This window comes from Streptomyces sp. NPDC002851, assembly GCF_053591935.1.
The window spans coordinates 33,301-59,329 of record NZ_JBSFUT010000026.1 but is presented as its reverse complement, the minus strand read 5'-3'; the positions used below and the strand labels follow the sequence as shown (position 1 = coordinate 59,329).

Genomic DNA, 26,029 nt, shown 5'->3' with positions numbered 1-26,029 from the left:
GAAAGGCACCCTTGTCGCGTCCAGGCCGCGGCCGAATACTCCGAGCAGCGCTTGTCAGGGGCACAACGTATCCGGAATCCGGACGCCCCCCGACCGCGCCTCACGGGCCCGTTCTCCCAGGCGGGCCCTCGACCCCCCTCGGAGGAACGTCACGTGAGGAACGAGCGCACTACCCCACGCAGTGGCATCGCGAGACGTAGCGGCCTGCTCGCCCTGGTGAGCGGGCTCGTGGCCGCGGGCGCCCTGGCCGCGCCCACGGCGAGTGCCGAAGAAACCACCACGTACAGCGCCGCCCAGCTGAGCAAGGCGAGCGACGCTGTCCTCGAGGCCGATGTGGCGGGCACCGCCTGGCATATCGACAAGAAGACGAACCGCCTTGTCGTGACGGCGGACAGCACCGTCTCGCGGGCGGAGCTGAACAGCATCAAGCGTGCAGCGGGCGCCGAGGCGGGCGCCTTGAAGATCGAGCGCACCCCAGGCAAGCTCAGCAAGCTGATCTCCGGCGGCGACGCCATCTACGCGTCGAGCTGGCGCTGCTCCCTGGGCTTCAACGTGCGTAACGGGAGCGGCACCTACTACTTCGTGACCGCGGGCCACTGCACCGACGGTGCGGGCACCTGGTACACCAACTCCTCGCGCACCACCACCATCGGCCCCACGGCCGGCTCCAGCTTCCCCGGCAACGACTACGGCCTGGTGCGCTACTCCAACACGTCGCTCTCCCACCCGGGCACCGTCGGCAGCCAGGACATCACCAGCGCCGCGGACGCCACCGTGGGCATGTCCGTGAAGCGCCGCGGCTCCACCACCGGGACCCACAGCGGTCGGGTCACCGGCCTCAACGCCACCGTCAACTACGGCGGCGGCGACGTCGTCTACGGGATGATCAAGACCAATGTGTGCGCCGAGCCCGGCGACTCCGGCGGCCCGCTCTACTCCGGGACCCGCGCCATCGGTCTGACCTCCGGCGGCAGCGGCAACTGCTCCTCCGGCGGTACGACGTTCTTCCAGCCGGTCAAGGAGGCGCTGAGCCGGTACGGGGTGAGCGTCTACTGAGACGCCGCCACTGAACCCTTCGCCGACTGACGCTGACGCAGGCGGGCCCCCGTCCGAACTCCCGGGCGGGGGCTCGCCCTTGACCGGATCCGGGACTACCGTCGAAGAACGAGACCTCGTAGATGTCATGGACGTCATGAGCGTCCCATCGGACCCCAGGGGGCCGTGATGGTCGAGGAGCTGGTGACGGCGGGAGCGGTGCTGACGTCCGCCGGTGCGGTCGGTCTGATGGCGGCGGCCAGGGTGGTCAAACAGTACGAACGGGGCGTGGTGTTCCGCCTCGGGCGGCTGCGGCCGCAGGTGCGCGGTCCTGGGTTCACCCTGATCCTGCCGTTCGTCGACCGGCTCCGTAAGGTCAATATGCAGATCGTGACCCTGCCGGTGCCCGCCCAGGACGGCATCACCCGGGACAACGTCACGGTCCGCGTGGACGCCGTCATCTACTTCAAGGTCGTCGACGCCGCCGAAGCGGTGGTACGCGTGGAGGACTACCGGTTCGCGGTGTCGCAGATGGCGCAGACCTCGCTGCGGTCGATCATCGGCAAGAGCGACCTCGACGATCTCCTGTCGAACCGTGAAAAGCTCAATCAGGGCCTGGAGTTGATGATCGACAGCCCGGCGGTCGGGTGGGGTGTGCAGATCGACCGGGTGGAGATCAAGGACGTATCGCTGCCGGAGACCATGAAGCGCTCGATGGCGCGGCAGGCGGAGGCGGACCGCGAGCGGCGGGCCCGCGTGATCAACGCGGACGCGGAACTCCAGGCGTCGAAGAAGCTGGCCGAGGCCGCGCACGAGATGGGGCAGGAACCGGCCGCGCTCCAACTGCGTCTGCTCCAGACGGTGGTGGCCGTGGCGGCCGAGAAGAACTCCACGCTGGTGCTTCCCTTCCCGGTGGAGCTGCTCAGGTTCCTGGAGCGGGCGACGGAGGCACAGGGGCAACAACTGCCGCGTACGCCTTCGGACTCCGGCACGCCGCAGTCGGAATCCGGCACCGTACCGTCGGAATCCGGCACCGTACCGTCGGATTCCGGCGCTGTACCGCCGGAATCCGGTCCGTAAGGACGACATCAAGACAGGACTAGTCCTCACCCATAGCCGACGGGGCGCATGCGCGCCGTAGAAGCGCCGGGGAGCGCGAGCGTGGGACCGGCGCGGTCGGACCTTTGCCAATGCGCCCCCGGCGTAAGCCGGTTGCCGCATGCGCGTCCTGAAGTCGACCTTGTGTGCCCCCTGTGCGCATGGGAATAGTGGCTGTCGACATTGGCATGGACGCGAAATCCGGCGCCACAGCGTTCGCTCGCTTCCTTGCCGGTACGCCTTCAGGGCCCGGTGAACCCCACCGATCCGGGCTCCACCCCCCAGGGAGGACGTCAAGTTGAAGCACCGTCGGATACCGAAGCGGCGTGTGGCCGTTGCGGGCGCGGGCATTGCCGCGCTCGTGGCCGCGGGAGTCACCCTCCAGACCGCGAACGCCAGTGACACCCCCGCACCGGAGCTGAAGACCCTCTCGGCGACCTCGGCCGGGCAGCTCGCGGACACCCTCATCAACGACCTCGGCGCCGAGACCGCCGGCTCGTACTACGACGCCGACGCCAAGGCGCTCGTGGTGAACGTCCTGGACAAGGCGGCGGCCGGAGCCGTCGAGCAGGCCGGGGCCAAGGCCAGAATCGTCGAGAACACCATGGCCGAGCTCAAGAACACGCGTAGCGACCTGATGGAGCAGGCCAGCACCAAGGGCACCTCCTGGGTCGTCGACCCGAAGACCAACAAGGTCGTCGTCACCGCCGACCGCACGGTCAAGGGCGCCGAGCTCGAGAAGCTCACCAAGGCCGTGGACGCGCTCGGCTCCAAGGCCGAACTCAAGCACTCCAAGGGCGAGTTCAAGCGGTTCATCGCGGGCGGCGACGCGATCTGGGGCGGCGGCGGACGCTGTTCGCTCGGCTTCAACGTCACCGTGGGCGGCGAGCCGCACTTCCTGACCGCGGGCCACTGCACCGAGTCCATCTCCGAGTGGTCCGAGGAGCAGGGCGGGCCGGTCATCGGCACGAACGCGGGCTCCAGCTTCCCGGACAACGACTACGGCATCGTCAAGTACACCGGCGACACCGCGCACCCCAGCGAGGTCAACCTCTACAACGGCTCGACCCAGCCGATCACGGCGGCGGGCGAGGCGACGGTCGGCCAGCAGGTGCAGCGCAGCGGCTCCACCACGCAGCTGCACGACGGTGAGGTCACCGGCCTGGACGCCACGGTCGACTACGGCGGCGGCGACGTCGTCAACGGCCTGATCCAGACCAACGTCTGTGCCGAGCCCGGCGACAGCGGTGGCGCGCTCTTCGAGGGCGAGACCGCGCTCGGTCTGACCTCCGGCGGCAGCGGCGACTGCTCGTCCGGCGGCGAGACCTTCTTCCAGCCGGTGCCGGAGGCTCTGGAGGCTTTCGGGGCGGAGATCGGCTGACCGGTTTTTCCAGTTTGTCCTGGGCCCGTCCGGTGCGGATCTGTTCGTGCCGGGCGGGCCTTTTTCGCGTGCGCGGGGCGGTGCGCCGGTGACCCGCGTTCGAAGGCGTACGTGTGTTCGAAACTGGTTTATGGTGGGGGGAGGGGGATGAGAGTGGTCAGGTCGTCAGGAGGTGCGTGTGCCGGGGTTCACGCATCTGCACACCGCGTCCGGGTTCTCCCTGCGCTACGGCGCTTCCCACCCGGAGCGCCTGGCCGAGCGTGCCGCCGAGCGCGGCATGGACGCCCTCGCGCTGACCGACCGGGACACCGTCGCCGGAACCGTCCGGTTCGCCAAGGCGTGCGCGAAGGCCGGGGTGCGCCCGCTGTTCGGGGCCGAGCTCGCGGTCGAGGAGGCGGCGCCACGGAGCGGCGGCGCCCATAGGAAGCGGCGGGCGCCGGTGCGCGGGGGTGCCTTTGTCGATGAGTCCGCTCCACGGGTGACCTTTCTCGCTCGGGAGGGGGCGCGGGGCTGGGCCTCGCTTTGTCGGCTTATCACCGCCGCGCACGCCGGGGACGGCGGCGGCCCTCCGCTGCTGCCCTGGTCGGAGCGGTACGGGGACGGGCTCACCGTGCTGCTCGGACCCGCCTCCGACGTCGGCCGGGCGCTCGCCGCCGGACGCCCCGACCGGGCCGCGAAGCTGCTCGCGCCCTGGCGGGAGGTGTACGGCGACGCGCTGCGCCTCGAAGTCGTGCCCCACGGACTCGCGGGCACCGGCCCCGGCTCGCTGCGCCTGGCCGCCCGCACCCTCGGCCTCGCCGTCGAACAGCGGGTGCTCCCGGTGCTCAGCAACGCCGTCCGCTACGCCGACCCCGGCCAGGGCCCGATCGCCGACGTCCTGGACGCGGCCCGCTGCCTCGTCCCGATCGACCCCCGCAAGGGCCTCGACAGCGGTGAGCGCTGGCTCAAGGGGGCCGACGGTATGGCGGATGCCGCGCAGCGCGTCGCCGAAGCGGCCGGGTACCGGCGCGATACCGCGTACCGACTGCTCGAAACCACCCAGGAGGCTGCCGCCGCCTGCCGGGTCGATCCCGAGGACGACCTCGGTATCGGCTCCGTGCACTTCCCCGAGGCCCGCCTCGTCGGCGCCGGGCGGCGCACCGCCCAGCGGGTGCTCGCCTCCCGGGCCGCCGCCGGGATGCTCCTGCACGGGTACGACAAGCGGCGCGACGCCTCCGCATACTGGGAGCGGATGCACCTCGAGCTGGACATCATCGCCCACCACGGCTTCGCCTCGTACTTCCTGACCGTCGCCCAAGTCGTCGACGACGTACGCGAGATGGGGATCCGGGTGGCCGCGCGCGGGTCCGGCGCCGGGTCCCTGGTCAACCATCTGCTCGGGATCGCGCACGCCGACCCGGTCGAGCACGGGCTGCTCATGGAGCGGTTCCTGTCCACGCGGCGCCCCGTCCTGCCCGATATCGACATCGACGTGGAGTCCGCACGCCGCCTGGAGGTCTACCGCGCGATCCTCGGCCGCTTCGGCGCCGAACGGGTCGCCACCGTGGCGATGCCCGAGACCTACCGGGTGCGCCATGCCGTACGCGACGTGGGCGCCGCCCTGTCCATGGACCCCGCCGAGATCGACCGGCTCGCCAAGGCGTTCCCGCATATCCGGGCCCGGGACGCCCGCGCCGCCCTCGACGAACTCCCCGAACTGCGGGACGTACGCGAACAGATGGGGCGGCACGGGCGGTTCTGGGAGCTGGTCGAAGGGCTTGACGCGCTGCCCCGCGGCGTCGCCATGCACCCGTGCGGCGTGCTGCTCTCGGACGCCTCGCTGCTCGCCCGGACCCCCGTGGTGCCCACCAGCGGCGAGGGCCTGCCCATGTCCCAGTTCGACAAGGACGACGTCGAGGACCTCGGCCTGCTCAAGCTGGACGTGCTCGGCGTGCGGATGCAGTCCGCCATGGCCCACGCGGTCGCGGAGGTCGAACGGGCCTGCGGCGAGCGGGTCGACCTCGACGCCGTGCCGCCCGGGGACCCGGCGACGTACGAACTCATCCGCAGCACCGAGACGTTGGGCTGCTTCCAGATCGAGTCGCCGGGACAGCGGGACCTCGTCGGACGGCTCCAGCCCGCGACCTTCCACGACCTCGTGGTGGACATCTCGCTGTTCCGGCCCGGGCCCGTCGCCGCCGACATGGTGCGGCCGTTCATCGAGGCCCGGCACGGGCGGCGACCCGTCCGGTATCCGCACCCCGACCTGGAGGAGCCGCTGCGCGAGACGTACGGCGTCGTCGTCTTCCATGAGCAGATCATCGAGATGGTGAACATCATGACCGGCTGCGGCCGGGGCGAGGCCGACCGGGTACGGCGCGGTCTCTCCGACCCCGAGTCGCAGGGACGGATCAAGGTGTGGTTCGCGCAGCACGCGGCGGCCAGGGGCTATAACGCCGAGACGATCCACCGTACTTGGGACATCATCGCGGCCTTCGGCTCGTACGGCTTCTGCAAGGCGCACGCCGTGGCCTTCGCCGTGCCCACCTACCAGTCGGCATGGCTGAAGGCCCACCACCCGGCCGCCTTCTACGCCGGACTCCTCACCCACGACCCCGGGATGTACCCGAAGCGGCTGCTGCTCGCGGACGCGCGGCGGCGCGGGGTGCCGATCCTTCCGCTCGATGTGAACCGCTCGGCGGCCGCGCACCGGATCGAACTGGTGTCCGGTTCCGCCGGTTCCGCTGACGGCCGGTGGGGCCTGCGGCTCGGGCTCTCCGATGTGTACGGGATCAGCGAGGCGGAGACGCGGCGGATCGAGGAGGGACAGCCGTACGCCTCACTGCTCGACTTCTGGCAGCGGGCCCGGCCCGGCAGGCCGGTGGCCGAACGGCTCGCGCAGGTGGGGGCGTTGGACGCGTTCGGCGCCAACCGGCGCGATCTGCTCCTGCACCTCGCCGAGCTGCACCGCGGCGGGCGCGGCTCCTACGGGCAGCAGCTCCCGCTCGCCGGTGGCCGCAGGACCGCGCAGGCCGGGCTGCCCGACCTGGACGAGACGGAGCGGCTCAGCGCCGAGCTCGGCGTCCTCGGCATGGACGCGTCCCGCCATCTGATGGGCGACCACGTGGAGTTCCTGCGCGAGCTCGGCGTGACCTCGGCCAAACGCCTTCGCCTTGCCGAGCACGGGCAGACCGTCCTGGTCGCGGGCGCCAAGGCGGCCACCCAGACGCCGCCGATCCGCTCCGGACAGCGGGTCATCTTCACCACCCTCGACGACGGCACGGGCCTGGTCGACCTCGCCTTCTTCGGCGACAGCCACGAGCGGTGCGCACACACCGTGTTCCACTCCTGGCTGCTTCTCGTACGCGGCGTGGTGCAGCGGCGCGGCCCGCGCAGCCTGTCGGTGGTCGGCTCGGCGGCGTGGGACCTGCGGGAGCTCCTTGAGCTGCGGGCGGAGGGCGGCCTTGAGGCCGTGGGGGAGCGGCTCGCGGAGCTTGCCCCTGCAGGGGACGGGGGTGCGGGCGAAGAGGCCGGTTCCGGTGATGAGCGGCGGATCCGGATGTCCACGGGGTACGAGATGCATCCCTGGGCCGACCTGAAGCCACCCGGCGAACAGCCCGCGGGGGGACGGAAGTTGTGGCACCAGAGCCCAGGGAGCGCCGGATGATTCTCTGTGTACGTTTCCGGCCCGGCCCGGCGGGCGAGGCGCTGCTGCCTGCGCTGGTCGGCCTGCTCGGCGAGCTGACTCCGGTCGTGGCGGCGCTGCCGCCGGACACCGTGCTCGCCGATGTGCGCGGCGCCGTACGGTACTTCGGCCGGGACGCGGCGGAGCTGGCCGCGCTCGTACGGGTACGGGCGCTCGCCCTGCACGGTGTCGACTGCGTGATCGGGGTGGGCCCGAACCCGATGCTCGCCCGCATGGCGGCGCGCGAGGCGGGCCCGGGCCTGACGTGTGTGGTGCCCGAATCGGCCGACGGCGTACGGGAGTTCCTGGAGCACAAGCCGGTCGCCGCCCTTGAAGGGGTGGGCCGGAGCGCGGCCCGCGCCCTGTGCGCGTACGGCCTGGACACGGTCGGCCGGGTGGCCGTCGCACCGCTCGGCACGCTCCAGCGGATCCTCGGCGCGCGGGCCGGACGCGAGGCGCACGAGAAGGCCCGCGGCGTGGACCGTACCGCCGTGGTCCGCAACGCGGCGACGTCCTCGATCGCCGCCGAACGCACCTTCCCCCGGGACGAGTTGGACCCGACCCGACACCGACGCGCCCTGCTCTCCCTCACCGAAGAACTGGGGGCCCGGATGCGCGGTACCGGCCAGGTATGCCGCGCTGTGGTGGTAACGGTGCGCTACGCGGACCGTTCGACGACGGTGCGTACGCGCACGCTGCGCGAGCCCACCGCACACTCGGCCGACCTCACGGCGGTCACGTACCGCATCTACGAGGGCCTCGGCCTGCAACGGGCCCGGGTACGGGGCATCGCCCTGCGGGCGGAAGGGCTCGCTCCGGTGGAACGGGCCGCGCGACAGCTGACCTTCGACCCCGCGGACGAGAAGGTGCGGAGGCTGGAGGGCGCGGTGGACCGGGTGCGGGAGCGGTTCGGTGCGGGGGCTGTGGGGCCGGGGACGCTGGCCGCGTAGGGCGACGCGCTACGGATCCTCGAACGCCGGACGGGCTTATGCGGGGTCCCGTGCCGCGAGCAGTCTGCGCAGCGCCAGGCCGAAGACCACCCGGCCCACCCGCGCCGTCAACGGGTCCAGAAAACGGGGCAGTCGGGCCACGCGCAGCTCCTCGCGCCACACGACGTACGAGCCGGTGGCTGCGTCGTCCGCGGGCGGCCGCACCTCGATCTCGGCCCAGCCGGTCAGGAAGGAGCCCGTCTTCACCAGGCGGCAGCGGCCCTGAGGCGCCGTCGCGGTGGGCGGGGCCCACTCGGTGACCTCCATCGGGTCGTCGAAGGCGAGGCGGCCGAGGCCGGTGCGGGCCACGAAGCGGGTGCCGAGTCCGGTGGGCGGCGCTGTCAGGACCACCGTTCTGGTCAGCGGGACCTGGGCGGCATGGCGCCGCCAGTCGGTGACGCGCCGCCAGGCCTCGTGCGGGGTGAGCGGGCTGCGGCGGTCGATGCGGAACTCGGGCACGTGCTCAGCGTAGGGGCCGACCTCCGCCCGGACACGGCGCCGCCGCCCCCTTGAGGTGAAGGAAGAGGGGCGGCGGCGGATCCGTGGGGCTCCGGGCTCCCGGGTTCCCTAAGAGCGATCAGCGGCCGTGGCGGCCGACCGCGCGGCGGCGGACCGAGGCGAACATGGCGGCTGCGCCGATGGCCAGGGCGGCGGCGCCGCCGATCGCGATGTACGGGGTGGTGCTGTCGCCGCCCGTCTCGGCGAGGTTCTGCTGGCCGGCGGCGGGCTCGGCGGCGCCGTTCACCTCCGGCTCGTTGGCCGCGGCATCGCCGTGGGATCCGTGGTCCTCGGGGCTGCTGCCTGCCTCCGTGGCCTCCGCGCCCGTCGCGGCGCTGTCGTCACCGTGGCCGTGGTGTTCGACGGACGACTTGTCGGCGCCCGCGTCGATCTGCTCCTGGGACGGGGCGGAGGCCTCCGGGGCCGGGGCGGCGGCGTCGCCGCTGTCCGACGCGCCCGCGTTGTCCCCGCCGAACACCACGTCCGAGCAGGTGTAGAACGCCTCGGGGGAATCAGAGCGCTGCCAGATCGAGTAGATCAGGTGGCGGCCGGACTTCTGCGGGATCTTGCCGTCGAAGACGTAGTCGCCGCCCTCCATCTTCGGGTCGGTGACCTTCACGAAGGGCTTCTCCTCCAGGTCCGACCACTTCAGCGGCTTCGTCGGGTCGTAGCTGTCCTTGGTGATGTACAGCTCGAAGGAGCCCTTGTGCGGGGCGGTGCCCGCGTAGTGGAAGGTGTGGTTGCCGGAGGAGAGCTTGGTGGACGGCCAGTCCTTGCGCGGCAGGTCGAGGCCCTTGTACTTGTCGTTGCCCGCGCTGCACAGCTTGCCGTCGGGGATGATCTCCTTCGACTTGCCGCCCGCGTCGGCTATGTTCACGCCGTTCCAGTCGTAGAACGCCTGCGTGCCACTGGCCTGGACGGCCGCCTTGCACGCCGCCGACTTCGGGGACTCGGGGCCCTCCTGGAAGCAGGCCGACACCCGGCTCACCGGATCCGTCATCGAACCGTGCGCGGCGGCGGGGGCGGTGGCGAGCGCGGTCAGCGCGAGCGGGGCGATGCCGACGGCGGCGACGGTCGCGACCTTGCGGCGAGCTGTCATGGGGGGTCTCCTCGGAAACGGTCAGCGGGGGGTACGGGGCGGGTACGGGTCAGCGGTACAGCCCCCCGTTCGAGCGGTGCCGATGGTCCGAACCCGCCCCGGCGTGCAGCAAGCTAGCCGCTGGAAACCGGGAAATCGCCTGCTGAGGCGGGGTTCTGGAGATCCTTATGGTCCCTTTAAGGAAGTGATCAGTACGGGTTAAGAGCGGGTCCGGATCGTCCGTTTCCGCGGCCTGCTCCCCGGCCCGGGGTCACCCCACCCACCGATACCGCCGCTCCGGCCGCCCCGTCCCGCCGTACCGCAGCCGCACCTCCGCCCGGCCCGTCTCCGCGAAGAACTCCAAGTAGCGGCGGGCGCTGACCCGGGAAAGGGAGCCCGCTTCGGCGCACTGGGAGGCGGAGAGGCCGTCCTCGTGGGCGCGGAGGACGCGTTCGACCAGGTCGGCGGTGTGGGTCGCGAGGCCCTTGGGGAGCTCGCGTGAGCCCGGCGGGCGGGTGCCGAAGATCTGGTCGACGTCCTCCTGGCGGGCCTCGCCCAGGTCGTCGAGGCGGGCACGGAGCGCGGCCACATGTCTCAACTGTTCTTGCAGGGCCGCCTGGTTGAAGGGTTTGATCAGGTAGTGCAGGGCACCGGCGCGCAGCGCCGAGCGGATGACCTCCGCGTCCCGCGCGGCCGTGATGAACAGGACGTCGACACGCGGCCGCCCCGGGTCCGTCTCCTCCGCCGCGCGCAGCTCCCGCAGCACCGCGATCCCGTCCATGTCGGGCAGATACACGTCAAGGAGGACGAGATCCGGACGTAGCTGTTCCGCCGCGCGCAGCGCCTCCGCGCCGCTGTGCGCCACCCCGGCCACCGTGAACCCGTCCATCGCGGACACACAGCGGCCGTGCAGCTTGGCCACCATGAAGTCGTCGTCCACGATCAGGACCCTTGTCTCCGCGACCTTCGGCTGCGCGCTCATCGCCGCAGGCTAAGCGTGTGGCCATAACGACCACAACGTTCCTTGCTTGCGGAAGGGAGACAGCTCGTTAACGCGCGGGCAACATGTGGGCCACTTCACAGGGGCTGACGGAACCCTTATCCGCCGGCCCCATACCAAGACGTATGTCATATACGGCATTTGTCCCTTCACGTACCGACAGGTGGTGGCACCCGTGCGCCTGCGCACACCCCTCGCCCTGCTCGGGGCCGCGCTGCTCGTGCTCGCCGGGCCGCCGCTGCTCACCTCGGGCAGCGGCGCCGACACCGGCACGCAGATCCCGGGCCTGCGCTTCATGGTCCCCAACACGCCCGGCGGCGGCTACGACATCACGGCCCGTACGGCGGCCAAGGATGCCGAGGACGCCGGACTCACCCACAACATCGAGGTGTTCAACCTGCCCGGCGCAGGCGGCACCGTCGGCCTGACCCGGCTCGTCGGCGAGCACGGCAACGGCAAGCTCGCGATGTCCATGGGACTCGGCGTCGTCGGAGCCGCCCGCTCCAACCACTCCCCGACGACCCTCGCCGACACCACCCCGATCGCCCGCCTCACCGAGGAGCAGGACGTCGTGGTGGTCTCCAAGGACTCCCCGTACAAGACCATCGAGGACCTGATCGAGGCCTGGAAGAAGAACCCGGGCAAGATGCCCGTGGGCGGTGGCTCCTCGCCCGGTGGGCCCGACCACATCGCGCCCATGCTGATGGCCCGCGCCGCCGGGATCGCCCCGAAGAAGGTCAACTACATCCCCTTCGACGGCGGCGGCGAACTGCTCGCCTCGATCCTCGGCAACAAGGTCGCCTTCGGGGTGTCCGGCGTCGGTGAATATCTCGACCAGATCAAGTCCGGGGAGCTGCGGCTGCTCGCCGTCACCGGGCCCGAGCGGGTCGAGGGTCTCGACGGGCCGACGCTCAAGGAGTCCGGCTACGACGTGAACTTCACCAACTGGCGCGGCGTCGTCGCCCCGCCCGGACTCTCCCAGGCCCAACGCGACAAGCTCACCGGCCTGGTGGAGAAGCTGCACGCCTCCGAGCAGTGGCAGAAGTCCCTGAAGAAGAACGGCTGGGAGGACGCCTTCGCCACCGGCGACGAGTTCGGCGCCTTCCTCGAGGCCCAGGACAAGCGCGTGGTGTCCGTACTGAAGGAGCTGGGGCTGTGACCACCACCACCGAAACCCCGGACAGCCCCAACACCCCGGACGCGTCCGCCGCCGAGCGGCGCAAGTCCTGGCTGCGCGAGCACTCCGAACTCGGCGTCTGCGTCCTGCTCTTGGCGCTCGGCGTCCTCGTCCTCACCGACGCCCTCACCATGGACGTCGACATCGCGCAGCGCGGGCCCATCGGGCCGAAGACCGTACCCATCGTGGTCGGCATCGGGCTGCTCGTCATCGCCGTCCTGCTCGCCGTCGATGTGCTGCGCGGTGGCCGCGGCGAGGCCGAGGGCGGCGAGGACGTGGACCTGTCCGAGCCCGCGGACTGGCGCACCGTCCTGCTGCTCGCCGGGGTCTTCCTGGGCACCGCGGTCCTCATCGACCCGCTCGGCTTCCCGGTCGCGGGCGCGCTGCTCTTCTGGGGCGCCGCCTACGCGCTCGGCAGCCGCCGGATCGACCGCGATCCGCTGATCGCCGCGGTGCTCTCCCTCGTCACCTACGTCGTCTTCAACAACCTGCTCGGGGTGCCGCTGCCCGGCGGTCCACTGATGGGAGTGCTGTGACATGAACGCCCTCAACTCCCTGATGGACGGCTTCGGGACCGCCCTCACCCCGCTCAATCTGCTCTGGGCCGCGATAGGCGTGCTGCTCGGCACCGCGATCGGCGTCCTTCCCGGCATCGGGCCCGCCATGGCCGTGGCGCTGCTGCTCCCGGTGACGTACGGGCTCGATCCGACCGGCGCGTTCATCATGTTCGCCGGGATCTACTACGGCGCCATGTTCGGCGGGTCCACCACCTCCATCCTCCTCAACACCCCCGGGGAGAGCGCGGCCGTCGTCGCCGCCATGGAGGGCAACCCGATGGCCAAGGCCGGGCGCGGCTCCCAGGCGCTCGCGGCCGCCGCCATCGGGCACTTCGCGGGCGGCATGGTCGGCACGATCCTGCTCGTCGCGCTCGCCCCGAAGATCGCCGAACTCGCCGTCGACATCGGCGCGCCCGACTACTTCGCCATCATGGTGCTCGCGTTCATCGCGGTCACCAGCGTCCTCGGCTCCTCCCGCATCCGTGGCCTCGCGTCCCTGCTCATCGGCCTCACCATCGGCCTGATCGGCCTGGACCAGATGACCGGCCAGCGGCGGCTGACCTTCGGCACGCTCCAACTCGCCGACGGCGTGGACGTGGTGATCGTCGCCGTGGGTCTCTTCGCGATCGGCGAGGCCCTGTGGGTCGCGGCCCATCTGCGCCGCTCCAGCGGCGAGGCCATCCCGGTCGGCCGCCCCTGGCTCGGCAAGGCCGACGTCAAGCGGTCCTGGAAGTCCTGGCTGCGCGGCCCCGCGATCGGCTTCCCGTTCGGCGCGATCCCGGCCGGTGGCGCGGAGATCCCCACCTTCCTCTCGTACGTCACCGAAAAGCGCCTGTCCAAGCACAAGGACGAGTTCGGCAAGGGCGCCATCGAGGGCGTCGCCGGGCCCGAGTCCGCGGCCTCCGCGTCCGCGGCCGGAACCCTCGTCTCCATGCTCACCCTCGGCCTGCCCACCACCGCCGTCGCGGCCGTGATGCTCGCCGCCTTCCAGCAGTACGGCATTCAGCCGGGCCCGCTGCTCTTCGAGCGGGAGCCGGAACTGGTGTGGGGCCTGATCGCGTCCCTCTTCGTCGGCATGGTGCTGCTGCTCGCACTGAATCTGCCGCTCGCGCCGCTGTGGGCGAAGCTGCTCCGCATCCCGCGGCCGTACCTCTACGCGGGCATCCTCTTCTTCGCCGCGGTCGGCGCGTACGCCGTCGGGGGAGAGGCACTCGACCTGGTGATCCTGCTCGTCATCGGCCTGGTGGGCTTCGGCATGCGGCGGTACGGACTGCCCGTCCTGCCGGCCGTCATCGGCGTCATCCTCGGCCCGGCCGCCGAGCAACAGCTCCGCCGCGCCCTCCAGATCAGCGACGGCCAGGTGACCGGACTCGTCAACACGCCCTTCTCGGTGACGATTTACGCCGTGATCGTGCTGATCCTTGCCTGGCCGCTGCTGAAGAGGCTGATCAAGCGGGGCAGTTCGGAGGACCGTACCGTGGACGCATGATCGATACGCCCCTCGACGCAAGCGACATCCGCCCCGCCGACCCGTCCGACGTGCCCGCCGTCAAGGCGGTCACCGACACGGCGTACCACCACTACATCGAGCGCATCGGCCGCAGGCCCGCGCCGATGGAGCGGGACCACGCCGAGGACGTGGCGGCGGGGCGGGTGTTCGTGATCGGGGAGCCGGTCGTCGGGCTCGTGGTCCTGGAGCCGCACGCGGACCACCTCTACCTGGAGTCCATCGCGCTCCACCCCGAGGCCCACGGGCGCGGCCTCGGGCGCGTGCTCCTCGAGTTCGTGGAACGGCGGGCGCGCGCACTCGGGCTGCCCGAGGTGCGGCTGCTCACCAACGCGAAGATGTGGGAGAACCAGAAGATCTACGCCCACTTCGGGTACGAGGTCGTGGAGCGGCGCGTGGAGTGGCATGACGGCGCCGCGTACGACCGGATCCACTATCGGAAGTCGGTGAGCCTTGAGGACCTTGGCTGAGCTCAGCCGTCCGGCCACCAGGTCTTCGCGATGTCCTTGCGGACTTCGGGGCGTGGCCCCGTGGTCTCCCCGCGGCGTTCCCGCTCACGGCGGCTCGCGGGCGTCCGGACGGGCTTCTGAACGGTCTGGCGGCGCATAACGGCCTCCTAGGTGGAGTCGCTGCCGGGTGCCCTGCGGGGGTGCAAGGAGGTAGACCCGGACAAGGAGCCTTACTCATCGCCGCACCGCTGTCTGTGGCGTGCGTCACGTCGTCCGGTGTGACGCGGTGCGTTCTTTAGTGAGACTTGAGTTCCGCAGGGTCGGCGAGGTCCGCGATGTGGACGGGAACCGAGGTACCGGAGGGAAGCGTGGGATCCGGTTCCGGGGTGCCCCAGCTCGTCCGCAGCGGCAGCACCCCCGCCCACAGGCCGAGCGCGGCATCCGGGCCGTCCCCGTCCTCCGGCGGTCCGAAGCGCGTCTTCACCGAGCACTCGTCGAGGGAGAGCGCGAGCAGCGCCGTGGCCGCCAGCTCCTTACGGTTCGGGCGGCGCGCGTACTCCCACTGCCCGGGCGTGCACTGCTCGGTCAGACACCGCAGCCCGGCCAGCTTCTCCTCCGGGTCGGTCACCGCGCGCGGGACTCCGTAGACCATCGCGCTGCGGTAGTTGACCCCGTGCTCGAAGACCGAGCGGGCGAGCACCAGGCCGTCGACGTGTGTGACGGTCACGCACACGGGCGCCTCCGGCGCGGCGGCCAGGCTGCGGCTTGCCACGGAGCCGTGGAAGTAGAGCGTCCCGCCGTCGCAGCCGTACACCGTAGGTACGACCATGACCGTGCCGTCCACGCTGACACCGAGGTGACACAGGAACCCGGCGGCGAGCACCGCGTCCAGCTCGTCCCGGTCGAGGCTGCCCTGCTCACGCAGGCGGCGGTGGCGGGTGCGGTCGGTTACGGGGAGGGTGCGGGAGTGATCACTCATGGGCGCTGAGGCTACTGATTAGTCCTGTGGGTCGCCAGATTCTTGTCGTTATTCGTTGTAGATAGAGCCTAACGCGACGAAATCCGTCGTTGTCAGTGGTGGGTGGCAGGATCGCCGCATGACCGAGAGCACTGCCGATGCCGATGCCACCTCTGGTGCCGCCACCCGGCGGCACACCGAGGTCGTGGACGTCCACCTCATCCTGCGCCGCGGTGACGAGGTGTTGCTCGCCCGCCGGGCCAACACCGGGTACGCGGACGGGCTTTGGCATGCCCCGTCCGGCCACATAGAGGACGGCGAGGACGCGCACCGGGGGCTGATCCGTGAGGCGTATGAGGAGATCGGGCTCCAACTCGCCCCGGAGCAGCTGCGGGTGGCCCTCGTGATGCAGCACCGCGGGCCGGGCGGGCGGCCCCGGATCGGCTGGTTCTTCGAGGCGGTGTGCGGCCCGGGCCCCGGCGAGGTGCCCGGCGAGCCGGTCAACCGCGAGCCCGACAAGTGCTCCGGGCTCGCCTGGTACCCGCTGTCCGCCTTGCCGGACGCCATGGTCGCGTACTGCCGCGCAGGGCTCGACGCCTACCGCCGGGGCGAGCGCTTCGTGCTGCACTGGCACGAGGACGGCGACTCCATCGCGTACGACGGTACGGCGCCGCGGCGTGCGGTGGCCCTGCCGGAGACCGGGACCGGTGGGACGGGCGGCGTGCACCACGTGGAGCTGTGGGTGCCGGATCTCGCGGCCGCCGAACGGTCCTGGGGATGGCTGCTCGGCCGCCTCGGGCACGAGCCGTATCAGCGCTGGGAACACGGGCGGAGCTGGCGCCGGGGCGGGCCGCGGGGGAGCTATGTGGTGATCGAGCAGTCACCCGACCTGACCGCGGACCGCCACGAGCGCACCCGGCCCGGGCTCAATCACCTTGCGTTCCACGTCGCAGGCGGACCGGCCGCCCCCGATGGCCTCGAGGAGTTGGTGGCCGAGGCGCCCGCGTACGGCTGGCGGCTGCTCTTTCCGGAGCGGCATCCGTACGCGGGTGGGCCCGGGCACCGCGCGGCCTATCTGGTGGACGAGTCCGGGTTCGAGGTGGAACTCGTGGTGACCTGACCTGACCTGACCTGACCTGACCCGGCCCGGCGCGCCCCTACGGGCGCGTGTGAGGTGGCGGGAGCTGTGGCACCAGGGAGGCCAACCCCTCGCCCTTGGCGTGGAGTTCGAGCTCGTCCAGAGCGCGGACCGCCTCGGCCGCCGCGGCCGGGTCGCGCTCCGTGAGGCCGCTCTCGGCGAACTCGTCCTCGTCGAGGCGGAGCACGGTACGGCCGTCGCCGGACGCCCACAGGTCCAGATCCAGGTCCTCGACGACGAGTTCGGCGGGCCCGGTGCCACCTGCGCCGCCGACAGCGCCGTTGTCGAGCGCCTCGTGCAGCTCCGCGGGCCGGGTCACGTCGCAGTACCAGCCCTTCAGGGTGCCGTCGGGGGCGTGCACCTCCTTCACCGCGTACCAGCGGTCCCGCCAGTAGTGCTCGGTGAACACATCGCCGACCTCGAAGCGGACGAACCCGAAGTCCCGGTCGCCCGCGCCCGCCCAGGGCGCCCGCACCGTGATGCAGTTGCCGTCGTCGCGCAGCAGCTCGGCGGCGTACCGGATCTTGGTACGCCCGGCCTTGCGGAGGACGACCTCCACCGGGCCGCCGACGCGCTCGGGGTCGGGCTCGGGCCGGGGCTCAGGCGAGTTCGCGGACATGACGTACCTCCGTAGCGCTGATTTCGTAGCCGAACCACCGGTTGATCGCCAGCATCGGGCCGTTCCCCGCGTCGTTGCCGGTGAACGCCTCGGTGCAGCCGGCGGCGCGGGCGCGGTGCAGTGAGTGGGTCTTGACGAGCTTGGCCAGGCCCCGGCCACGGTGGGCGCGGACGGTGCCGGTCATGCCCGACGTATAACGGCCGCGGCCGTCCGTACGGGCCGCCGTGAACGCCACCGGCACGCCGTCGACCACCGCCACCACGCTCAACTCCCGGTCCAGGCTCGGCCGGTGCCAGGTGGTGCGCAGCCAGTCCTCGTAGTCGTCGAGGTCGGCCCCGATGTCGCTCGGCTCGTCCGCGGTCACCGCCGCGTCCAGGTCGAACAGCGGGCGCGGGTCGGCCGCGAAGTCCGCCGCCGTGCGCAGCTCCACGTCGGCGGGCGGCTCGGGCGGCGGCGGCAGCGTGCCGTGCGCCAGGTCGAGGCGCAGGAAGTGCGCCGAGCGGCCCGGGCGATAGCCATGGCGCTCGGCGAAGGCGCGGTTCGCGGTCTCGTCCAGAACCCAGGAGTGCACGGCCGTGGCGCCCGCCCCGGCCAGATGCTCCTCGGCGGCGCGCAGCACCAGGGAGCCGATGCCATGGCCGCGCCGTTCCGGATGGACATACAGATTGGCGTACGCCTGGCCGGGCTTGGGGCTGTCATGGGCGAGGCCGACCTGGCCGCGCGCCACGATCCGCCCGCCGACGTCGCCCCCCGTGCCCTCGGCGCGCTCCTCGGCGACGAGGATCCGGTACCGGGCGGCCGGGTGCGCGTACTCCACCTCCCAGCCGATCTCCTCCGGTACGACGACCAGCGGGGGCACGGACGCGCGCAGCACCTCGGCCGTGCCCTCCGCGTCCTCGGGGCGGAAATCTCGGACGATCACAGTCATGGGGCGGACAGTACGGGGCGAGGCGGGTGTACGCCCGGGAATTTCGCGGGGGTTGGGCGCGGGACGGACCCGGGTGTGCGGAACAATCGGGGCCGTGACCTTGAAGATCCATGTGGACCACGGCGCGGGCGCTGCGCCGCCGTACGAGCAACTGCGCTCCCAGCTCTCGGAGCAGGCGCGATCCGGGGCGCTGCCGGTGGGCTACCGGCTGCCGACCGTGCGCGGGCTCGCCGAGGAACTGGGGCTCGCGGCGAACACCGTCGCGAAGGCCTACCGGGCACTCGAGGCCGACGGGGTCATCGAGACGCGGGGGCGGAACGGGACGTTCATCGCGGCGGCGGGGGATGCGGCTGAGCGGCGCCTGGCCGCGGCGGCGGCGCAGTATGCCTCGGAGGCCCGGCGGCTTGGGGCGTCGCGGGACGCGGCACTTGCGGCCGTGGAGGAGGCGGTGCGGGCCGTGTACGGGTAGGTCTTCTTTCCCCAGTCCCGCCCCTTCCCGTAACTGGGGGCTGCGCCCCCAGACCCCGCCCTTTCGCGCTGAACGCGCTCGTCCTCAATCGCCGGACGGGCTCAGATAGTCACCCGCACCCGCAGCCCACCCGCCCGATTCGGCGTGGCCGTCAGGTCCCACCCATGGGCCCGCGCGATGGCGGCCGCGATGGACAGCCCGAGCCCCGCCCCCTCACCGGGGCCGTGCCCACGCCGCCCACCCCCGCGATGGAACGGCTCGAAGAGCCGCGGCACCGCCTCGGGCGGCACCTCGGGCCCGGTGTTCGTGACGGTGAGGCCCGCCGGGCCGACCCGGACCGTGACCGTGCCTCCGGGCACGTTGTGGCGTACGGCGTTGGCGAGCAGGTTGGCCACCAGGTGGTGGGCGAGCACCGGGGCGCCGGGCGCCGTCAGCGGCTCGGTGTGCGTGCGCACCGTGACGTCGCGGCGGGCCGCCTCCTCGGCCAGGCCCGCGGCCGCCTCCGTGACCGTCTCCGCCAGGTCGACCGGCTCCGTGCGGCTCAGGCCCTGGTCGGCGACCGAGAGCAGGAGCAGCCCCTCGATCAGGCGCTCGCTGTCGTCCGCCAGGTCGATCAGCTTGGCCCGGATCCGCCGTACCCGCTCCGGGTCGTCCGGGTCCGCGAGCCCGATCTCCGCCGCCGCCCGCTGCACGGCGAGCGGGGTACGCAGCTCGTGCGCCGCGTTCGCGGCGAACCGCTGCTGCGCGGAGACCAGTTGCTCGATCCGGCCCAGCATGCCGTCGAAGGTGTCGGCGAGCCGCTTCAGCTCGCCGCGCGGGCCCTTGAGCGCGATCCGCTCGTGCAGATTCTCGCCGGAGAGCTTCCGCGCCCGCTCGGTGATCACCCCGACGGGGCGAAGGACCCGGCCCGACATCCACCAGGCGAGCAGCATCGACGCCACCGCGAACAGCGCGAGCGCCAGGAGCGAGACGGTCAGCAGCCGGCTCAGGGCGGCCTGCTCCACGGCGTCCGAGATCGCGCCCCGGGTCACCGCGTAGTCCTGGCCGTCGAGGGCGGTGGACGACCCCGGGGCCGTCGAGGCGGCCGGGCTCGGCGTCGCCCGCGGGTCCACCGGGGTGGCGGGCATCCGGTACGCCGGCGCCGCGGTGGTCACGGCGCGGGTGATGCTGGGGTAGAGGCTCTGTCGTACGAGAACGTAGACAAGCGCGACCAGGGCCCCGCCGGAGAGCAACAACAGCGTGCCGTAGAGCAGGGTGAGCCGGACGCGCTCGCTGCCCGGAATCCCTCGCAGACCCAGCGGACTCGGGTGCCCCAGAACCCTTGAAAAGGCGGTACGGTCACGCATCCGCGGTCGCCCCGTCCGCGATCCGGTACCCGGCCCCCGGCACCGTCTCCACGACCGGAGGCTCGCCCAGCTTCGCGCGCAGCTTGCTGAGGGTGACGCGGACCGCGTTGGTGCGGTAGCTGGTGTCCTCCTCCCAGACCTGTTCGATCAGGTCGTCGTGGTGGACCACGGCCCCGTCCGCGCGCAGCAGCGTTTCCAGGACGGCGAACTCCTTGCGGGAGAGCGCCAGTCGGCGGCCGTCGCGGGCGGCGGTGCGGCGCGCGGTGTCCAGGACGAGGCCGCCGCGTTCCAGGACCGGCGGCAGCGCCGGGTGGACGCGGCGGCCGAGGGCGAGCACCCGGGCGAGGAGTTCGTCGTACGCGAACGGCTTGCTCATGTAGTCGTCGGCGCCGAGGCCGAGGCCCTCCACGCGGTCGCGCACGGTTCCGGAGGCGGTGAGCATCAGGACCCGGGTGAGCAGCCGCTGCCGTACCACCTGTCGGCACACCTCGTCGCCGTGCAGTCCGGGCAGGTCCCGGTCGAGGACGAGCACGTCGTACTCGCCCAGCTGCAGCTTGCGCAGCGCCTCGAGGCCGTCGGCCGCCACGTCCACGGCGAGCGCGTCGCGGCGCAGCCCGTCGGCGATCATCTCGGCGAGAAACGCCTCGTCCTCCACCACCAGTACACGCATGGGCCCCTGTTTACCGGAGGGCCGCATTTCGCCGGGATAAGCGGGTGCTGTGAGAGAGACGAAACCGCACTCCTTGCCAGGCTCCGGCCACCTGCAACCGAATCTCGCAAGGAGACCCAAGGTGCCGAAGACGCGGACGACATCGAACGTGCAGCGGTCGCTCCAGATGGCCGTGGTGGCGGGCTGCAGCGGCCTCGCCCTGTTCGCCACCGCCTGCTCGAACTCCTCCGGCGGCGTCGAGGACAGCGGTGCCGCGGGCGGCGGCAGCTCGGTGAGCGACGGCGGCAAGGACGTCGACGCCGCGCTCAAGCTCCGCCAGTGCCTGCGCAAGCACGGCATCGACATCCCGGACCCCAAGCCCGGCCAGGACCCGCGCGGCCTCACCCTCGACCAGGGCTCGGACCCGGCGAAGTTCGAGAAGGCCATGAAGAAGTGCGGCAGCACCGGCCGCAAGGGCGGCGGAAAGATGACGCAGGCCGACAAGGACAAGATGCTCAAGTACGCCCAGTGCATGCGGAAGAACGGCATTGACATGCCCGACCCGAAGTTCGAGGGCGGCGGCGCCAAGGGCGAGGCCATGAAGATCCCGGACGGCAAGAAGGACCAGTTCGAGAAGGCCAACAAGCTTTGCTCGCAGGACAACGGCTGAGGCGGGGTCGGGGTCCACTGATGGCAGCACGCAAGACATGGGGCCTGGCCACGGCGGTCGTCGTCGTGGCCCTGGCCGGTGGCGGCTTCGCGGTCACCCAGGCCCGGCCGGGCGGCGACACCGGCACCGCCGGGCAGCAGCGCAGCGCCGGGCTCCCGCCCGAGACGGCGCCGATCACCAAGGGCGATCTGAAGAACACCGTCCAGGCGGACGGCACCCTCGGGCACGCCAAGGAGCGCAAGGTCAACGCGGGGGCGCCCGGCACCCTCACCAAGGTCCCGAAGGAGGGCGACACGGTCCGCCGCGGCGAGGTCCTCTACGAGGTCAACGGCAAGCCCGTACGCCTCCTCTACGGCACCTCACCCGCGTACCGGACGATGAAGGAGGGCGACGAGGGCGACGACGTAGGCCTGCTCAAGGAGAATCTGAAGGCGCTCGGATACGGGGCTCAGCTCGCGCTCGACGACCAGTTCACGCCCGGCACGGCCGACGCGGTCAAGCGCTGGCAGAAGGACCACGGCGCGAAGCGCACCGGCGAGCTCGGCAAGGACGCCATCGCCTTCGCGCCCGGCCCGCTGCGGGTGCGGCAGGCCGAGGCCGCGCCCGGCGACGAACTCGCCCCGGGCAAGCCCGTCCTCACGGTCACCGGAGACGAGCGCGTCGTGACCTTCAAGCTCGACGTCAGCCAGGCGGACATGGCGAAGAAGGGCACCCGCGTCACCGTCCTGCTCCCCGGCGGCGGCACCGCCAAGGGCAAGGTCTCCTCGGTCGGCAGCACACCCGAAAAGGATCAGCAGCAGGGCGGCGGAGACGACAAGCCCAAGATCAAAATCACCGTCAGCTTCGACGACTCGGCGAAGGTCAAGGGCCCCGACGCGTCCCCGGTGACGGTCCAGCTGACCGGCGAGACCCGTAAGGACGTCCTGTCCGTGCCGGTCAACGCGCTGCTCGCCCTGCCCGGCGGCGGCTTCGGGGTGCAGGTCGTCAAGGACGGCAAGACCCGCGAAGTCCCGGTCGAGCTTGGCATGTTCGGGCAGGGCCGGGTCGAGATCAGCGGCTCCGGGCTGCACGCCGGGATGAAGGTGGGGGTGCCCAAGCTATGAGCACCATGAGCACCCCGCACGCCATGAGCACCCCGCACGACGCCCCGCGCCCCGTCGTCGAACTGCGCGGTGTCACCAAGGAGTACGCCGGCGGGGTCGCCGCCCTGCGCGGTGTCGACCTCACCGTGGGGGAGGGGGAACTGCTCGGCATCGTCGGACCGTCGGGTTCCGGAAAGTCGACGCTGCTGCACATCGTGGGCACCCTCGACCGGCCCACCGCCGGGTCCGTCGCGATCGCCGGATACGACATCTCCGTGCTCTCCGACCGTGCCCTGTCCGCACTGCGCGCCCGGCACATCGGGTTCGTCTTCCAGTCCTTCCACCTGGTGCCCGGCATCAGCGCCCGGGACAACGTCGCCGAGGGGCTGCTCTACTCGGGCCTGTCCCGGGCCCGTCGGCGGCGCCGGGCCGCCGAGGCCCTGGAGCGGGTCGGGCTCGGGGACCGGATGGGCCACCGGCCGCACGAGCTCTCCGGCGGGCAGAAGCAGCGCGTCGCGATCGCCCGCGCGGTCGTCGGCGAGCCCGACCTGCTGCTCGCCGACGAGCCGACCGGCGCTCTCGACTCGGTGTCGGGCGAGGCCGTGATGGAGCTCCTCTACGGTCTGAACCGGGACGGCGCGACGATCGCCGTGATCACCCACGATACGGAGATCGCGGCCCGGCTGCCGCGCCAGGTACGCCTCCGGGACGGCCGGACGGTCGGCGACCCGGACCACGCGGCGCGCTCCGAGCCGGGGCGGGTGTCCGCATGAGCACCGAAGAGGATGCTTCAGCCCGTCCGGCGTTCGAGAACGAGCGCGTGCGGCGCGATCTGCCGAGCCCCGTACGACGGTACGAGCGAGCCAGCGCGGGCCGGGTGCGGCACCGGCTGTCACCCGCCCGGCTGGCCCCGCGCGATGTGCTGCACGTCGGCGCCCCCGGGCTCCGCTCCCGGCCGATGCGGGTGGTGCTCTCCGCCCTGGGCATCGCCATCGGCATCGCCACCATGGTCGCGGTGGTCGGCATCTCCGCCTCCAGCCAGGCCCAACTCCTGCGAAAACTGGAAGCGTTGGGCACCGACATGCTGGTGGTGACCCCCGGCGAGGAACTGTTCTCCGGGCAGAACAACAAGCTGCCGAAGACCGCCCCCGGCATGGTCGGCCGGATCGAGGGCGTCGAGAAGGTCGGCGCCACCGGCGACCTCGACCACACGGCGCGCCGCAGCGAGAAGATCGACGAGGACGAGACCAACGGCATCACGGTCAAAGCCGCCCGGGGCGAGCTCCTGGAAACGCTGCGCGGCACGATGCGCGACGGCTCCTGGCTGAACGGCGCCACCGGCCGCTACCCCGCGGTCGTCCTCGGCCACCTCACGGCCCAGCGCCTCGGCATCACCGAACCCGGACAGCAAGTGTTCATCGGCGGCCGCTACTTCACGGTGACGGGCATCCTCGCCCCGCTCCCGCTGGCCCCGGAGGTCGAACGCTCGGCCCTGGTCGGCTGGGCCGCCGCCGAACGGTACCTCGGCTTCGACGGCCACCCCACCTCGATCTACGAGCGCTCCGCCGACGGCACCGTGGACGAGGTCCGGGACCTCCTCGCCCGTACCGTCAATCCCGGAAACCCGACCGGAGTGGCGGTCAGCGACCCGTCCGCGGCGCTACAGGCGCGGGCCGCGACGGAGGGCACGTTCAGCACGCTGCTGCTCGGGCTCGGCGGGATCGCGCTTCTGGTGGGCGGGGTCGGCGTCGCCAACACCATGATCATCTCGGTGTTGGAGCGCCGCCACGAGATCGGCCTGCGCCGCTCGCTCGGCGCGACCAAGGGCCATATCCGCGTCCAGTTCGTAACGGAGTCGCTGTTGCTCTCCGGACTCGGCGGCGCCGTGGGCGTGGCGCTCGGGGCAGCCGCGACGGCGGTGTACGCGTCGTCGGGCGGGCTGCCGTGGGTGGTGCCGCCGTGGGCGGCGGCGGGCGGCTTCGGCGCGACGCTGGCGATCGGCACCCTCGCGGGTCTCTATCCGGCGGTACGGGCGGCCCGCCTCTCCCCGACGCTGGCACTGCACGCGGCCTGAGGGCGCCCCTCACGATCGCTGCCTGATACGCCGTCGTCGATGGTCCGTCAGCCGACCGTCGACGACGGCGTATCTGTGCGCAATCTGCTCCTGATCCGCTCCCGATCCGCTCCCGATCTGTTCGGGCGTGCTCGGGCATGCCCGCGATCTGATCGTCCATCGGGCTGACGGCAGTTCAAACCCGCTGGCTGTGAAGGTCTCTGTCCAGAAGCTCCTTGGCATGGACACCGCTAGTTGCTACCGGTGCGTGCTACCACGGATGTGGCAGTGATCCTGCTAAGGGAGGTTCCATGAGATTATCCCGAATCACGGCATACGCTTCCTCACTCCTCCTGGCCGCCGGTCTCGCGCTCACCTCCGCGGGACCGGCTCAATCCGCCGAACAGCGCGCCGCCGAGAGCTATGTGGCCCTCGGCGACTCCTACTCCTCGGGCGTCGGGGCCGGTAACTACGACAGTGGCAGCGGCGACTGCAAGCGCAGCACCCGCGCCTATCCGGCCCTCTGGGCGGCCGCCAACTCCCCCTCGTCCTTTGCCTTCACCGCATGTTCCGGCGCTCGTACGGGTGATGTGGTGAACGGACAGCTGGGGCCGCTCTCGTCCGCCACCTCGCTCGTCTCGATCACCGTCGGAGGCAATGACGCCGGGTTCGCCGACGTCATGATCACCTGTGTGACGTCGTCCGACAGCGCCTGCGTGGCCCGGGTCGAAGAGGCAAAACGCTATGTCGACACGACCCTGCCCGGAAAGCTCGACTCCACCTACTCCGCGATCAAGTCCAAGGCCCCCAACGCCCGCGTCGTCGTCCTTGGCTACCCCCGCTTCTACAAGCTCAACGGCAGCTGCTCGGTGGGCATGTCGGAGACGAAGCGGTCGGCCATCAACGGTGGCGCCGACCACCTGAACGCCGCCACGGCCAAGCGCGCCGCCGACCACGGCTTCGCCTTCGCCGACGTCGTCCCCGCCTTCACCGGCCACGAGATCTGCTCCGGCGACTCCTGGCTGCACAGCGTCAACTGGGGCAACCTCGGTGAGTCCTACCACCCCACCGCCAGCGGCCAGTCCGGTGGCTATCTGCCTTCGTTCAACAGCGCCGCCTGAGTATGACGGCGAGCTGCTCGGCGGGCCCGGCCGCCCCACGCGGTCCGGGCCCTCCGACAGTGCCGGGCGCTCTTGCGGCATGTCCCCGTCAGTGGTCAACTCGCCCTGGGATCAGTCGTATTCGGAGAGTGAGGTCGACTTCCCCGGGTAGGTGAATCACAGGGCCGGGATACCCGGGTGTCTCTCAAGGGCGATAGGGTTAACCTGCCCGGGCCGGGTGCCCTTCCGGGGGTGGGCTGAAGTATGGGGAGAGCCATGGAACAGATAACAGTGCGCAGCAGGGCGCGAGTCCCTGCCATCACCTGCGGGAGCAACGCCACCAGCTCTCGCCTCGACCGCCATCTCGCGGTGCTCGGCGGTCCCGCCGTGCCGCAGCGCGAGACGGCCGAGGCGACGTCGCTGATGCGTGAGCTGACGACGCGTGAGGTGGCGCACGAGCACCGGGCCACCGGTCACAGGGCCCGTGTGCGCAGGGTTTCGCTCTTCGCCCCGCTTCGCAGGCTGACCCGATCCCTTTTCGGCGGCCGCTGAGCGGTAGAGCAAGACCAAGTGGGCCCGCACCC

The 26,029-nt window shown here is 71.6% G+C and carries 25 protein-coding genes and 1 pseudogene; 17 read left to right on the top strand and 9 right to left on the bottom strand.

The genetic code is table 11. The features are described from left to right. Positions 1 to 153: 153 nt before the first annotated feature. The 5 genes from ACWD10_RS25325 (at position 154) to ACWD10_RS25305 (ending at position 8,128) form a co-directional block, all read left to right on the top strand. Positions 154 to 1,056, top strand: a complete 903-nt coding sequence (locus ACWD10_RS25325) for a S1 family peptidase (RefSeq protein ID WP_451094734.1) — start codon at positions 154 to 156, stop codon at positions 1,054 to 1,056. A 168-nt stretch (positions 1,057 to 1,224) separates the two neighbouring features. Further along, on the top strand, positions 1,225 to 2,115 hold the full coding sequence (locus ACWD10_RS25320) for an SPFH domain-containing protein (RefSeq protein ID WP_451094732.1): 891 nt from the start codon (positions 1,225 to 1,227) through the stop codon (positions 2,113 to 2,115). A gap of 316 nt (positions 2,116 to 2,431) precedes the next feature. Then, positions 2,432 to 3,514, top strand: a complete 1,083-nt coding sequence (locus ACWD10_RS25315; protein WP_451094730.1) for a S1 family peptidase — start codon at positions 2,432 to 2,434, stop codon at positions 3,512 to 3,514. 178 nt (positions 3,515 to 3,692) lie between these two features. Then, the gene (locus ACWD10_RS25310) at positions 3,693 to 7,160 is read left to right on the top strand and encodes a DNA polymerase III subunit alpha (protein WP_451094728.1); all 3,468 of its coding nucleotides are present in this window, start codon (positions 3,693 to 3,695) and stop codon (positions 7,158 to 7,160) included. Beyond that, entirely contained in the window at positions 7,157 to 8,128 is a 972-nt protein-coding gene (locus ACWD10_RS25305; RefSeq protein ID WP_451094726.1) for a DNA polymerase Y family protein, read from the top strand. Before ACWD10_RS25310 ends, ACWD10_RS25305 begins: the two co-directional genes overlap by 4 nt. Positions 8,129 to 8,164: 36 nt before the next feature. Here ACWD10_RS25305 and ACWD10_RS25300 read toward each other — a convergent pair whose 3' ends face one another. The 3 genes from ACWD10_RS25300 to ACWD10_RS25290 all read right to left on the bottom strand — a co-directional run bounded on the left by ACWD10_RS25300 (position 8,165) and on the right by ACWD10_RS25290 (position 10,725). After that, positions 8,165 to 8,626, bottom strand: coding sequence for an SRPBCC family protein (locus ACWD10_RS25300; protein ID WP_451094724.1), 462 nt, complete (start codon positions 8,624 to 8,626; stop codon positions 8,165 to 8,167). Between the two features lie 118 nt (positions 8,627 to 8,744). Beyond that, positions 8,745 to 9,764 carry a lytic polysaccharide monooxygenase gene (locus tag ACWD10_RS25295; protein ID WP_451094722.1) on the bottom strand — a complete coding sequence of 340 codons (1,020 nt, stop codon included), beginning with the start codon at positions 9,762 to 9,764 and terminating at the stop codon, positions 8,745 to 8,747. A 250-nt stretch (positions 9,765 to 10,014) separates the two neighbouring features. Further along, complete coding sequence (locus ACWD10_RS25290) at positions 10,015 to 10,725, bottom strand: response regulator (RefSeq protein ID WP_451094720.1); 711 nt, start codon at positions 10,723 to 10,725, stop codon at positions 10,015 to 10,017. Positions 10,726 to 10,918: 193 nt separating this feature from the next. Here ACWD10_RS25290 and ACWD10_RS25285 point away from each other — a divergent pair, with 193 nt between their 5' ends. From ACWD10_RS25285 to ACWD10_RS25270, 4 genes are read left to right on the top strand one after another with little or no spacing between them, the layout of a single operon-like run. After that, positions 10,919 to 11,902, top strand: a complete 984-nt coding sequence (locus tag ACWD10_RS25285) for a Bug family tripartite tricarboxylate transporter substrate binding protein (RefSeq protein ID WP_451094834.1) — start codon at positions 10,919 to 10,921, stop codon at positions 11,900 to 11,902. Continuing rightward, positions 11,899 to 12,456, top strand: a complete 558-nt coding sequence (locus ACWD10_RS25280) for a tripartite tricarboxylate transporter TctB family protein (protein WP_451094718.1) — start codon at positions 11,899 to 11,901, stop codon at positions 12,454 to 12,456. Before ACWD10_RS25285 ends, ACWD10_RS25280 begins: the two co-directional genes overlap by 4 nt. 1 nt (position 12,457) lies before the next feature. Then, positions 12,458 to 13,966, top strand: a complete 1,509-nt coding sequence (locus ACWD10_RS25275) for a tripartite tricarboxylate transporter permease (protein ID WP_451094716.1) — start codon at positions 12,458 to 12,460, stop codon at positions 13,964 to 13,966. Next, complete coding sequence (locus ACWD10_RS25270; RefSeq protein WP_451094714.1) at positions 13,963 to 14,454, top strand: GNAT family N-acetyltransferase; 492 nt, start codon at positions 13,963 to 13,965, stop codon at positions 14,452 to 14,454. The genes ACWD10_RS25275 and ACWD10_RS25270 overlap by 4 nt, the downstream gene beginning before the upstream one ends. Positions 14,455 to 14,456: 2 nt before the next feature. Here ACWD10_RS25270 and ACWD10_RS25265 read toward each other — a convergent pair whose 3' ends face one another. Further along, positions 14,457 to 14,591, bottom strand: a complete 135-nt coding sequence (locus ACWD10_RS25265; RefSeq protein ID WP_451094712.1) for a hypothetical protein — start codon at positions 14,589 to 14,591, stop codon at positions 14,457 to 14,459. A gap of 137 nt (positions 14,592 to 14,728) precedes the next feature. Next, positions 14,729 to 15,412 (bottom strand): pyridoxamine 5'-phosphate oxidase family protein, encoded by a 684-nt coding sequence (locus ACWD10_RS25260; protein ID WP_451094710.1) that lies wholly within the window; start codon positions 15,410 to 15,412, stop codon positions 14,729 to 14,731. 169 nt (positions 15,413 to 15,581) lie between these two features. Here ACWD10_RS25260 and ACWD10_RS25255 point away from each other — a divergent pair. Next, positions 15,582 to 16,511, top strand: a pseudogene (locus tag ACWD10_RS25255) (NUDIX domain-containing protein); the annotation flags it as partial. 37 nt (positions 16,512 to 16,548) lie between these two features. On the opposite strand, the gene ACWD10_RS25250 reads toward ACWD10_RS25255, so the two are convergent. Then, complete coding sequence (locus tag ACWD10_RS25250) at positions 16,549 to 17,148, bottom strand: DUF402 domain-containing protein (protein WP_451094708.1); 600 nt, start codon at positions 17,146 to 17,148, stop codon at positions 16,549 to 16,551. Next, positions 17,129 to 18,076 (bottom strand): GNAT family N-acetyltransferase, encoded by a 948-nt coding sequence (locus ACWD10_RS25245; protein WP_451094706.1) that lies wholly within the window; start codon positions 18,074 to 18,076, stop codon positions 17,129 to 17,131. The genes ACWD10_RS25250 and ACWD10_RS25245 overlap by 20 nt, the downstream gene beginning before the upstream one ends. A gap of 94 nt (positions 18,077 to 18,170) precedes the next feature. Between ACWD10_RS25245 and ACWD10_RS25240 the strand changes: the two genes are divergently transcribed. Next, positions 18,171 to 18,545 (top strand): GntR family transcriptional regulator, encoded by a 375-nt coding sequence (locus tag ACWD10_RS25240; RefSeq protein WP_451094704.1) that lies wholly within the window; start codon positions 18,171 to 18,173, stop codon positions 18,543 to 18,545. A gap of 101 nt (positions 18,546 to 18,646) precedes the next feature. On the opposite strand, the gene ACWD10_RS25235 is transcribed toward ACWD10_RS25240, so the two are convergent. Together ACWD10_RS25235 and ACWD10_RS25230 are read right to left on the bottom strand one after the other, a co-directional pair. Beyond that, on the bottom strand, positions 18,647 to 19,891 hold the full coding sequence (locus ACWD10_RS25235; RefSeq protein WP_451094702.1) for a sensor histidine kinase: 1,245 nt from the start codon (positions 19,889 to 19,891) through the stop codon (positions 18,647 to 18,649). Next, on the bottom strand, positions 19,884 to 20,561 hold the full coding sequence (locus ACWD10_RS25230; RefSeq protein ID WP_451094700.1) for a response regulator transcription factor: 678 nt from the start codon (positions 20,559 to 20,561) through the stop codon (positions 19,884 to 19,886). The genes ACWD10_RS25235 and ACWD10_RS25230 overlap by 8 nt, the downstream gene beginning before the upstream one ends. A 121-nt stretch (positions 20,562 to 20,682) precedes the next feature. On the opposite strand from ACWD10_RS25230, the gene ACWD10_RS25225 reads away from it, so the two are divergent. The 6 genes from ACWD10_RS25225 to ACWD10_RS25200 all read left to right on the top strand — a co-directional run bounded on the left by ACWD10_RS25225 (position 20,683) and on the right by ACWD10_RS25200 (position 25,997). Continuing rightward, positions 20,683 to 21,210, top strand: a complete 528-nt coding sequence (locus tag ACWD10_RS25225) for a hypothetical protein (protein WP_451094698.1) — start codon at positions 20,683 to 20,685, stop codon at positions 21,208 to 21,210. A 20-nt stretch (positions 21,211 to 21,230) separates the two neighbouring features. Further along, positions 21,231 to 22,313 carry an efflux RND transporter periplasmic adaptor subunit gene (locus tag ACWD10_RS25220; RefSeq protein WP_451094696.1) on the top strand — a complete coding sequence of 361 codons (1,083 nt, stop codon included), beginning with the start codon at positions 21,231 to 21,233 and terminating at the stop codon, positions 22,311 to 22,313. A gap of 5 nt (positions 22,314 to 22,318) precedes the next feature. Next, complete coding sequence (locus ACWD10_RS25215) at positions 22,319 to 23,065, top strand: ABC transporter ATP-binding protein (RefSeq protein ID WP_451094832.1); 747 nt, start codon at positions 22,319 to 22,321, stop codon at positions 23,063 to 23,065. Further along, positions 23,062 to 24,366 carry an ABC transporter permease gene (locus ACWD10_RS25210; protein WP_451094694.1) on the top strand — a complete coding sequence of 435 codons (1,305 nt, stop codon included), beginning with the start codon at positions 23,062 to 23,064 and terminating at the stop codon, positions 24,364 to 24,366. The genes ACWD10_RS25215 and ACWD10_RS25210 overlap by 4 nt, the downstream gene beginning before the upstream one ends. A 290-nt stretch (positions 24,367 to 24,656) precedes the next feature. Next, positions 24,657 to 25,466 (top strand): SGNH/GDSL hydrolase family protein, encoded by an 810-nt coding sequence (locus ACWD10_RS25205; protein ID WP_451094692.1) that lies wholly within the window; start codon positions 24,657 to 24,659, stop codon positions 25,464 to 25,466. A 255-nt stretch (positions 25,467 to 25,721) separates the two neighbouring features. Continuing rightward, positions 25,722 to 25,997 carry a hypothetical protein gene (locus ACWD10_RS25200; RefSeq protein WP_451094690.1) on the top strand — a complete coding sequence of 92 codons (276 nt, stop codon included), beginning with the start codon at positions 25,722 to 25,724 and terminating at the stop codon, positions 25,995 to 25,997. Positions 25,998 to 26,029 lie beyond the last annotated feature (32 nt).